The sequence below is a fragment of the Arenimonas sp. genome, assembly GCF_019459675.1.
Taxonomy (GTDB): Bacteria; Pseudomonadota; Gammaproteobacteria; order Xanthomonadales; family Xanthomonadaceae; genus Arenimonas.
On the sequence record NZ_JAIBFH010000259.1, the window covers coordinates 1 to 9,925 of the forward strand.

Sequence of the window (9,925 nt, forward strand, 5' to 3'; positions counted from 1 at the left end):
CCCCCCCCAGGGGCGCGTGGCCGTAAATGCGCGCGTGGTGCGCGACCCCGAGCATCCGGTGCGCAGCGGGGTGGACCGGGTGGCGGTGGACGGCCGCGACATCGCCGCGGCGCAGCGCCTGTACCTGGCGTTGAACAAGCCGCGGGGCCTGGTGACCACCGCCAGCGACGAGAAGGGCCGTGACACCGTCTACGCCTGCTTCGCCGACGCCGGGCTGCCCTGGCTGGCGCCCGTGGGCCGGCTGGACCAGGCCAGCGAGGGCCTGCTGCTGCTGAGCAACGACCCGGCCTGGGCCGCCGCCATCACCGACCCCGACACCGGCCCCGACAAGACTTATCGCGTGCAGGTGGACGCCATCCCCGATGCCGCCCTGCTGGCCCGCCTTCTCGAGGGCGTGGTGGAGGACGGCGAGCGCCTGGCCGCGAAGTCGGCCACGCTGCTGCGCACCGGCACGCGCAACGCGTGGCTGGAGATCGTGCTCGGCGAGGGCCGCAACCGGCAGATCCGCCGGCTGCTGGCCGCCAATGGGCTGGGCGTGCTGCGGCTGGTGCGCGTGTCCATCGGCCCGCTGGCGCTGGGCGAACTGGTCAAGGGCCAGTGGCGTCGCCTCACCCCCCAGGAAGTTGCAGGCCTGGCGCCGGCGGCCCGGTGACCCCGTGCCTGCATCGCACCCGGGTGCCGTGTTTGATGAGTACACTGGGCTGGCTCATATGTGAAGGCCCAATTTCAGCCATGCCGATGCCATCGCGCCTCACTTCCCCAGACACACACGAGTGAGCAGAACCGACGAGAGCACCGTCCGCCTGCCGGCCGAGCCGGGCTTCGTGGATTACGTACTCGACTCGTCCACCGGGCTGGGCTCGAACCAAGTGCATCGCCATGCTACCGACCTCGAAGGGAGGATCTGGCTCGCCTCGCCTGTTGGCCTCAGTTGCTTCGATGGCAGCCACACGCGTCACTGGGACCGGCGCAACGGCCTGGAATGCAGCGGGCTGCGCGCGGTTTGCGTGGCGCCCGATGGCGAGGTCTGGATCGGCACCGACCTCGGGATTGAGCGGATAGGGCCCGGCCTCGCTTCTGGCGTTCGGCCCGGGCCCCAAGGCTGGAACTTCGGGCTGTGCCAGAGCATCGTCTGCCAGTCGACCAGGCGCTGGCTCGGCACTGCGGGTGGGCTTATTGCCGTGGAAGCCAGTGTCGACGGCGGCCGGGTGGACGTGGTCTTCGAGGCGGACGTCGGTTTCGTCCACGAAGTGGTGGAGACCAAGTCCGGACGGGTGGTGGCGGCCTCGGCGACGGTGGGCCTGGTCGAGAGCGATGGCAGGAGTTGGTGGAGGCTTGCCTCTGGTGCGCTGGACGGCATGGCGCCCACCCGAGTTCGGGCCGGCCAGGCCAATCAACTGCTGGTGGGCACGAACCAGGGACTGGTCGTGCTGGACACCTTGACCGGACGCGTATCTGGACTGCTCAAGCCCACTGAGGGCGACCCGAGGGTGACCGCCGTCTCCCGGGCGGGAGAAGCAGTATGGGTGGCATTCGGGCGCAGCCTGTATTGCTTCGCGCTGGCGATGGACGGGTATCGGCAGGCCGAGCGCGTCCAGTGTGAAAGCCCCATCAACGACGTCAGCGTTGACGGCCTGGGCAACGTCTGGATATCCACCAACACCCGCGGATTGGCGAAGTTGAGTTGCCTGCGCCGCGCCATACAGCGAATCGACATCGGCAGCCGGGACGGGGTCTACTCGATCCGGCGCCAGAGTGACGGCGGTCTGCTCGTCGGGGGCGAAAGGTCGCTGGTTGAGTTGCCCGGCGGCGGAGCGGGGGAAGGGCGCGGGGTCATCGCCGGACCGCCGATCCAGCACGAGACCATCTTCTGGGACACGTTGCGCGATGGTCAGGGCACCTGGGCAGCGACCGAAGCGGGTCTCTTCCTGGCGCCGCCCGGGGGAGGGTTCGAGCGCGTGTGTGCCGACGACCCAGTGGTGGGGGCGCCCAATCGCACCCTGATGCCGCTGGGAGACGCCATCCTGGTAGGCACGCTTCGCGGCCTGGCGTCTTTGGAAAGGGGTTGCTGCCGGGCGATGAACGACGCCCAGGGGCATCCGCTCGGTTACGTCTACGCGCTGGTGCCGGACGGTGAGGGTGGCGCATGGGGCGGTACCCTCGGCAGGGGCCTGTGGCGCGTCCGCGGATCCGGTACCCCGGAGTCGATGTCGACGGGCCTGCTGCATGCCGATGGCAACGCCTACGCCATCGCCGTCGGGACCGATGGCCGGCTGGCGGTTATCGAGAACAACCACGTCATTCTTGTCGAGCGCGATGGAAGCCAGCGCATCCTGCGGTCCTGCCCGCAGGTTGCTGGTTGGACGCTTGTCTGGCTGGACGCAAGCAAGCTGGCCGTGGGTACGTCCGCGGGCCTGATGGTGGTGGACGCCGAATCGGGGCAAGAGGTCCAGCGGATCGAGTCAATGCTCGCCGTGCGGGACTGGGAGTTCACCAACAACCGCACTTTGGTCAACGATGGCGAGAGCGCCCTGCTTTGTGGCCTGACTGGCGGCCTGGTCCGGGTCGACATGGCCTTGTTGGAAGGTTTCAGTCCGCCCGTGTGCAAGCTGCTGGACGTTGCGTGGACGGGAGGCGAACCGGTGGAGGCAGCCGGCGTTTACCACATGGCGCCTGGACGTTGGTCCCTGCAAGCGAGGGCTTACTGCGCCTGGTTCGTCGAATCCGACAAAGTGCGCTACCAGTTCAAGCTGGTGGGCTTCGACCACGACTGGTCACAGCCCGACACCCGCGGCCAGGCAAGCTACACGTCCCTGCCGACGGGCAGCTACCGTTTGCTGTGCCGCGCGCTGGCACCCGTGACGGGCCTGGGTCCCGAGCGGGAACTGCTTCGCCTCGAAGTTGGCGCCGCGGCGTCGGCCATGATTCGAGGGGCCATCCTCGGTTGGCTGGAGCGCGCGTCTCTGGCCGGCCTGCGCTCGCGCCGGCGCCACCGGGCAGTGATCGAGGACGGCCGGCGGCTCGAGCTGGCCGTGGCCGAACGCACGCAGGCGCTGCAGCGTGCCAACCGGGAACTGATGGACGTCCGTGATTCGTTCAGGCGCCTGGCCGAAGTGGACGAGCTGACGCAATTGGGAAACCGCCGCCGGTTCGAACTGGAGCTCAAGCGCACCATGGCGCTCAGTCGTCGCCTGGCCGTCCCCATGTCCCTGCTTATCCTGGACATCGATCATTTCAAGGCGATCAACGACCGCTACGGGCATCCGGTCGGCGACGACTACCTGCGGCGCGTTGCCGCCGTCATTGGCGCCACCATCCGCATGGGCGAGGACACGGCGACTCGATTCGGCGGCGAAGAGTTCGCCCTGATCTACCTGTCCACCAGCGCCCATGAAGCCGCACAGGGCGCCGAGCGACTGCGTGAGGCGGTGGAAGCAATGAACCTGCCCAACGAGGGCGCGCCCGGGGGGCGGGTCACCGTCTCCATCGGTGTCGCGGTACTTGCAGCGGGCGACGGCGATGCCGGACCCGAGCTCGTCGCCCGGGCCGATCGTGCCCTCTACAGGGCGAAACAGGGCGGAAGGAATCGGGTCGAATTGGACCCGGCCCCCGGTGTCCACCCTCGGCAGTGACCGCGAATGGATCAAGTCCCGCTGTTCGACCTCGCCAAAGGGACTTGGCGCCCGCTCACGGATGCGCAAACATTGGGCTTCGCCTCCGTAGCTCCCTGTCGAAGCCATGACCCAGCCGTACACGGTGCGTCGCGCCGAGCCCGACGATTTTGCCGCCGTCCAGGCCATCTATGCCGGGCCGCGGGCCCAGGCAGGCACGCTGCAGCTGCCGTTCCCGTCGCTGGACCTGTGGCGCCAGCGGCTGCAGGCGGTCGACCCGAACGCGCACCTGCTGCTGGCCTGTGCCGGGGACGACGTAGTCGGCCAACTGGGTCTGTACGCCGGCAGCAACCCGCGCCGCCGGCACGTGGGCGAGATCGGCATGGGCGTGCGCGACGACTGGCAGGGGCGCGGCGTCGGCACCGCGCTGCTGGGTGCCGCGCTGGACCTGGCCGACCGCTGGCTGCAGCTGCATCGCATCGAACTGCAGGTGTATGCCGACAATGCCGCCGGCATCGCGCTCTACACGCGCCATGGTTTCGCGGAAGAAGGCCGGCACCGCGACTTCGCCTACCGCGACGGCGCTTTCGTCGACGCCGTGAGCCTGGCGCGCCTTCGCCCCTAGGCCTTGATCACGCCCAGCTCCAGGCCGACCTTGGTGAAGGCGGCGATGGCGCGGTCGAGGTGTTCGCGGGTGTGCGCGGCCGACATCTGCGTGCGGATGCGGGCCTGGCCCTTGGCCACCACCGGGAAGAAGAAGCCGATGGCGTAGATGCCTTCCTCCAGCAGCCGGCTGGCGAACTTCTGCGCCAGCGGCGCGTCGTACAGCATCACCGGGCAGATCGGGTGGTCGCCGGGCTTGAGGTCGAAACCGGCGGCGGTCATGCGTTCGCGGAAGTAGCGGGTGTTGGTCGCCAGCTGTGCGCGCAGGGCGTCGGCGGCGGCCAGCATGTCGAACACCTGGATGCCCGCGGCCACCACGTGCGGCGGCAGCGAGTTGGAGAACAGGTAGGGGCGCGAACGCTGGCGCAGCAGTTCGATCACGTCGCGCGGGCCGGCGGTGAAACCGCCCAGCGCGCCGCCCAGGGCCTTGCCCAGCGTGCCGGTGAAGATGTCGATCCGGTCCATCACGCCCTTGACCTCGGCGCTGCCGCGGCCCGTGGCGCCCAGGAAACCGGTGGCATGGCATTCGTCGATGTGCACCAGCGCGCCGTACTTGCGCGCCAGCGTCGTCAGTTCGTCCAACGGGGCGACCGAGCCGTCCATCGAAAACACGCCGTCGCTGGTGATCATGATCGTGCGCGCGCCGTCGGCCTGGGCCTGCTGCAGCTGCTTTTCCAGGTCGGCCATGTCGGCGTTGGCGTAGCGGTAGCGCTTGGCCTTGCACAGGCGCACGCCGTCGATGATCGACGCGTGGTTGAGGGCGTCCGAGATGATGGCGTCTTCTTCGCCGAGTAAAGGCTCGAACAGTCCGCCGTTAGCATCGAAGCAGGCGGCATACAGGATGCTGTCCTGGGTGCCGAGGAAATCGGCGATCCTGGCTTCCAACTGCTTGTGCAGGTCTTGCGTGCCGCAGATGAAGCGCACCGAGGCCATGCCAAAGCCGTGGCTGTCCAGCGCGTCCTTGGCGGCCTGGATCACGTCGGGGTGGTCGGCCAGGCCCAGGTAGTTGTTGGCGCAGAAGTTGAGCACCGTGCGGCCGTCGGCCAGCTCGATCTGCGCGGACTGGGGACCGGTGATGATGCGTTCGGCCTTGAACAGGCCCTGGGCGCGGATGGCCTCCAGTTCGGCGGCGTAGCGGGGGTGGGCTGTATCGGACATGGCGGGCGGGCTCGGTGCGTGGGGGTGGCCGCCATTATCCGGGTTCATGCGCCCACAGGTCAGGTTCCGGAAGCGGCTGGGATGCTGCGACGCACCATGGTTTATCCTGCGGGCACCCGCGAAAAGCGGCTATTATTTTCAACACTCGGCCGGGAATTCGAAACGGACGGGACCAGCGGTCAAAAAAACTACAGCCACACCCCATTGCCCAACGACGAGGAACTCCCGATGAAGACCAGCACCCCGCTTTCCCTTGCCCTCGCCGCCGCGCTGTTCGCGCTGCCCCTCACCGCCTTCGCGCAGGACGAGGCGGTCATCGAGGAAGAAGCGGCCGCCGAGGAAGAGGCGTCCATCTACAGCTGGAACGCCGCCATCGCCAGCGACTACGTCTTCCGCGGCGTTTCCCAGACCGACGAAGAGGCCGCCCTGCAGCTGGGCGCCGACCTCAATTTCGACAGTGGTTTCTACGTGGGCGTCTGGGCTTCGAACGTTGATTTCGGCGCCGGCGGCCCGGACGTCGAGGTCGACACCTACATCGGCTGGAACACCGACCTGTCCGAGACCTGGAACCTCGACCTGATGCTCAACCGCTACAACTACCTGGGCGAGCAGGACGGCTTCGGCGACGGCGACTACAACGAGTTCATCTCCACGCTGGCCTACGACGAAACCTACAGCTTCACCTTCGGCTACACCAACGACGTCTACAACCTCGGCGAAGACGGCTTCTACTACGGCGTGGGCGGCAGCTGGGCGCTGGGCGCGGGCGTGGGCCTGGACGTCGGCCTGGGCCGCAGCACCTTCGACAGCAGCACCGGCTTCGCCGACTACACCGATTGGACGGTGGCCGTTAACCGCGACTTCGGCTTCGTCAACGCGGCGCTGGGCTTCTACGGTACCGACGCGAACGGCGACGACAACTTCGGCGACACCGCCGGCAACCGCTTCGTGCTGAGCTTCTCGATCGGCGGCTGATCCAGCCAGCGTGCAACAAAGAAAAGGGCGCCTTCGGGCGCCCTTTTTTATTCCGCGCTGACTGCAGCCGAAGCCGCCGGCTCGGGGCCGAAACTCAGCATGCGCCGGTACGGCGGTGCGCCGGGGTAGGGCGGGCGCTGCACCAGGCTCCAGCCGCGCTCGGTGAGTTCACTCTCGGCCCGGGGGCTGATGGCGCCGGCCACCAGCAGCGTGCGGCGCGGGCGATTGCCCACGGTGGGCATGTCGAACCAGCGCCGGATCTGCGGGGTCCAGGCCAGCCAGTCCACCGCCAGCGGCAGCACGAACTCACCGTCGGCGGTTTCATACGCCAGCAGTGCGCCCTGCGGCACGAACTTTCCGCCGCGCGACTGCTCGCCCAGCGCGTGCAGCGTCAGCCGCAGCGCGTTCACCACGAAGCGCGCCTGCGCCTCGTCCGCGGCCATCAGCGCTGTTTCCAGCAGCGCTTCGCAGCCGCCGGCCGGCGCCAGCTGCACGTACAGGTCGGTGAACTGCAGCTGCAGCGTCGGCGAATAGGCGCTGTCGGCGATGAAGCCGCGCAGCAGCAGCTGGTCGGCGCAGTAGTTGGCAAGGATGTCGTGGTTACGCACGCGCAGCCGCTCGGGCGGCTCCTGCAGCACCAGGCGATTGACCTGGATGGCGCGCGACAGCACTTCGCCCGCCGGGCCGCCCAGCAGCCCCAGCGCCTCGCCGGTGGCCAGGCGGCCGGTGGTTTCGGCCCAGGCCAGTGCGTCCAGGCGCGGCACGATCAGCGGATTGCGCGTGTTCGGATCCAGCGCCAGGCGCGCGGCCAGCGACTGGCGCGCGGCGTTCACGCCGATTTCCTGCTTGGCCAGGCGGCCCAGTTCGCGGCCCCGGCGCTGCCAGAAACCGCGCTTGGGTGCTGGGGCGTCGGTGCCGGCATCGGCCATCGGACCGGTCGGATTGTCGTAGGGCGAACCGTCCTGCATCACCAGCCGGTGGCTGCGGTCGGCGATGCGGCGCGTGCCGCTGCGCAGCCGCTCCCAGCGTTCGCCGAAGTAGCGCGCCACGCCGTTGGGCAGGCCTTTGCCGGTGCGCATCGGCTCGCTGCCGATGGCGGTCACCGCGCTGACGGGTTCGCCGAACCTGTCGGCCACCGACTCCACCAGCACCTGGGTCACGCCCGTGCGGTGCAGGGCCTCCACCGCCGGCATTTCCGCCACGCGCAGGGCCAGCAGGTCCACGCTGCCGGCTTCCAGCACGCCCCAGTCGGTGCGCACCACGAAGCGCGCCTGGTAGCCGCGCACCTGCACCCGCGGCTCCACCCGCCAGCCGGGGCCCGACAGCAGCGACGCGTCCACCAGGTCGGCGGCGTCCAGCACCGGTTCGCGTTCGGCGCGCGCGCCGTTGGCCAGGGCAAGCGCCAGCAGCCCCGCCACCATCAGTGCGCGGCGCGACCAGGTCCGGAGCGTGGATGCGGCGGGGTGGGTCAGCTCCAGCTGCAGACGACCTTGCCGCACTGCCCGGTCTCCATCAGCTCGAAGCCCTTCTGGAAGTCGTCGATCTGGATCTGGTGCGTGAGCACCTTCTGCAGCGGGAAGCCCGACTGCACCAGCTGCGTCATCTTGTACCAGGTCTCGTACATCTTCCGGCCGTAGATGCCGTGCATGGTCAGGCCCTTGAAGATCACCTTGTCCCAGTTGATGCCGGCGCCGTTGGGCAGGATGCCCAGCAGGGCGATCTTGCCGCCGTGGTACATCGAATCGAGCATGTCGTTGAAGGCGTGCGGGTTGCCGCTCATCTCCAGCGCCACGTCGAAGCCTTCCATGTGCAGCTCGGCCATCGTGTCCTTGAGCGACTGCTTGGACACGTTCACCACGCGCGTGGCGCCCATGTCGGCGGCCAGCTTCAGGCGGTAGTCGTTGACGTCGGTCACCACCACGTTGCGCGCACCGATGTGCTTGCAGATGCCCGCGGCAATGATGCCGATCGGGCCGGCGCCGGTGATCAGCACGTCTTCGCCCACCACGTCGAACTCCAGCGCGCAGTGCGTGGCGTTGCCGTAGGGATCGAAGAAGGCGGCCAGCTCGGAAGAAATCGAGTCGGGGATCGGCCACAGGTTCGACGACGGCATCACCATGTATTCGGCGAAGGCGCCGTTGCGGTTGACGCCGATGCCCACCGTGTTCGGGCACAGGTGCTGGCGTCCGGCTCGGCAATTGCGGCAGTGGCCGCAGACGATATGGCCTTCGGCCGACACGCGGTCGCCGATCTGGTAGCCGGTGACGCCGGGGCCCATTTCCACCACGCGGCCCACGAACTCATGGCCGATCACCAGGCCCGGCTTGATCGTGCGCTGGCTCCACTCGTCCCACTTGTAGATGTGCAGGTCGGTGCCGCAGATGGCGGTTTTCTCGAGCTTTATCAGCACTTCGTTGGGGCCCGGCGCGGGCACCGGCACCTGTTCCATCCAGATGCCCTTTTCCGCGTGGCGCTTCACCAGCGCCTTCATCATCTGCTGTGCCATGTCTGCGTCCGGCGAGGCCCGTCGGGCCCTGAGGACGGCGATTATACCCGGCGGGCGTGAACCGGTCGGTAAAGCCCGTTCACGGCAGCTCCATGCGCCAGCCCACGGAAAGCAGCCGTTCCTGCAGGAAGTCGTGGCCCAGGCGCTGGCGCAGTTCAAAGAAGGCCGAATGCCCGCCGGTGAACACGAACACAGCCCCCAGGCCGGCCTCGGCCCAGCTGCGGTCGGCGTCGTCGGTATCAAAGCGCACCGTGGTGGCGCCGAGGTCGTCCACGAAGCGCACGCCGATCGGCCGGGAGGGATTGGCGTATTCGTGGCGCCAGCCCAGGCGCAGCGTCGGCTGCCAGATGCCCCATTCCTGCGAGAAGGTGCGCGCCAGCGCAGCGTCCAGCCGACCGCGACGGCTGACCACGGTGCGCGAAGGCAGCGAAAGGGCGAGTCCTGAGCCGCCGGTTTCGGTGTACGCATCCAGTTCGGTGCTCTGCCAGTCCACGCCTGCGCCCAGCTGCCATTCCCAGGCGCCCGCCGGCAGCGACCAGGTCACGCCCAGTCCGGCCAGCGTGCGTTGGGCGTCGGTGGACGCACTGGCGACGCTGGCGACGGCAACGCCGCTGGCCAGGGAATAGTCGATGGCGCGGCGCACGCGGTAGTCGCCCTGCAGCCGGCCGGCATAGCCGTCCACGGAAACCGTGTCGCCCAGGTTCCAGCCGCCCAGCGCCATCAGTCCGGTGAAGCGCGTGCGCAGGCTGCCGTCCGACAGCACGAAGTCCAGGTCGTCGCGCGCGTGGTTGGCCACCAGGCCCAGCCGCCAGTTCGCCGCGGGTGCCCAGTCCAGGCCCGCGCTGAGCGAACCGGTGTCGCCATCGAACGGCGCTTCGTTCACGCCGTCGCGGCGCTTCAGCCGGCCGATGTCGGCGCTTGCGAAGGCCGACCAGCCCGCGCCCAGCGGCGAACGCAGCGCCGGGTCGTCGGGCGCGCCGTCGCGCGTGGCCGCCCGGCCCTGGCCCGGAAT

Annotated in this window: 8 protein-coding genes; 4 read left to right on the plus strand and 4 right to left on the minus strand. The window is 68.8% G+C overall.

Features of this window, described 5'->3' with window-relative positions:
• The 3 genes from K0M70_RS08640 to K0M70_RS08650 all read left to right on the plus strand — a co-directional run.
• On the plus strand, positions 1-652 hold a 652-nt coding region (locus K0M70_RS08640; protein WP_290781396.1), incomplete at its 5' end, for a pseudouridine synthase.
• Positions 653-773: 121 nt separating this feature from the next.
• Entirely contained in the window at positions 774-3,632 is a 2,859-nt protein-coding gene (locus K0M70_RS08645; RefSeq protein ID WP_290781397.1) for a diguanylate cyclase, read from the plus strand.
• A gap of 106 nt (positions 3,633-3,738) precedes the next feature.
• On the plus strand, positions 3,739-4,236 hold the full coding sequence (locus K0M70_RS08650) for a GNAT family N-acetyltransferase (protein WP_290781398.1): 498 nt from the start codon (positions 3,739-3,741) through the stop codon (positions 4,234-4,236).
• Here K0M70_RS08650 and kbl read toward each other — a convergent pair.
• Positions 4,233-5,432, minus strand: coding sequence for a glycine C-acetyltransferase (kbl, locus tag K0M70_RS08655; RefSeq protein WP_290781399.1), 1,200 nt, complete (start codon positions 5,430-5,432; stop codon positions 4,233-4,235). The two genes, K0M70_RS08650 and kbl, sit on opposite strands and share 4 nt — an antisense overlap.
• 228 nt (positions 5,433-5,660) lie before the next feature.
• Between kbl and K0M70_RS08660 the strand changes: the two genes are divergently transcribed.
• A complete protein-coding gene (locus tag K0M70_RS08660) occupies positions 5,661-6,407 on the plus strand; it encodes a TorF family putative porin (RefSeq protein WP_290781400.1) in 747 nt (248 codons plus the stop codon).
• Positions 6,408-6,454: 47 nt separating this feature from the next.
• Here K0M70_RS08660 and K0M70_RS08665 read toward each other — a convergent pair whose 3' ends face one another.
• The 3 genes from K0M70_RS08665 to K0M70_RS08675 form a co-directional block, all read right to left on the minus strand.
• Positions 6,455-7,906: a hypothetical protein gene (locus K0M70_RS08665; RefSeq protein ID WP_290781401.1), complete on the minus strand. Its 1,452-nt coding sequence runs from the start codon at positions 7,904-7,906 to the stop codon at positions 6,455-6,457.
• The gene (gene tdh / locus K0M70_RS08670) at positions 7,876-8,913 is read right to left on the minus strand and encodes an L-threonine 3-dehydrogenase (protein ID WP_290781402.1); all 1,038 of its coding nucleotides are present in this window, start codon (positions 8,911-8,913) and stop codon (positions 7,876-7,878) included. Before tdh ends, K0M70_RS08665 begins: the two co-directional genes overlap by 31 nt.
• Positions 8,914-8,992: 79 nt before the next feature.
• On the minus strand, positions 8,993-9,925 hold a 933-nt coding region (locus K0M70_RS08675; RefSeq protein WP_290781403.1), incomplete at its 5' end, for an autotransporter outer membrane beta-barrel domain-containing protein.